This window comes from Facilibium subflavum (genome assembly GCF_003574485.1).
GTDB lineage: Bacteria > Pseudomonadota > Gammaproteobacteria > Francisellales > Francisellaceae > Facilibium > Facilibium subflavum.
This window is the reverse complement of sequence record NZ_QLIT01000359.1, coordinates 1-577: the sequence shown is the minus strand read 5'-3', so window position 1 is coordinate 577 and position 577 is coordinate 1. Positions and strand designations below refer to the sequence as shown.

1 protein-coding gene and 1 pseudogene are annotated in these 577 nt (G+C 34.3%); both read left to right on the top strand.

Going from position 1 to position 577, the window contains the following annotated elements; translation table 11 throughout:
* Nucleotides 1-282, top strand: a pseudogene (ispH, locus tag DNK84_RS13925) (4-hydroxy-3-methylbut-2-enyl diphosphate reductase); the annotation flags it as partial.
* Between the two features lie 3 nt (nucleotides 283-285).
* Nucleotides 286-577 (top strand): chorismate mutase (gene aroH / locus DNK84_RS13920; protein ID WP_119345031.1); only part of this gene is annotated, 292 nt, incomplete at its 3' end.

Below are 577 nucleotides of genomic sequence, written 5' to 3'. Positions count from 1 at the left end.
TCAAATAGGCTTAAAGAGCTTGCAACTTTGGCAGGAATGGATTCTTATCTAGTTGATAATCCTTTGGATATTGAAGAATCTTGGTTTGAAAATAAGCAGGTGTGTGGTGTAAGTGCAGTAGCTTCAGCTCCTGAATATTTGGTTCAGGATATAATCACTAAGATATCCGAGGTTTGCAATAATAATGTTGTAGTTGAGGAATTCGATGGGATTAATGAAGAAATTCATTTTCCATTACCAAGGCTTTTAAAACAAAAATCGATTAAAATTAAGGTGAAATAACTTATGCAATGGTCTATAAGAGGCGCAACAACAATAATAAAGGATACCAAAGAAAACGTCATCGAAGCCACAAAAGAGCTTTTATACTATATTTTGACGAAGAATGCTGTTGAGACTAAAGATATTGTAAATATAATATTTACTGCAACATCTGATATAACTTCAACCTTTCCTGCGGTTGCCGCAAGAGAGGTGGGTCTAACTAGTGTTCCCTTAATAGATTGTCAGCAAATGATGTGTGATGATGCTTTAGAGCTTTGTATTCGAGTTATGTTGACATATAATACAGAAAAGA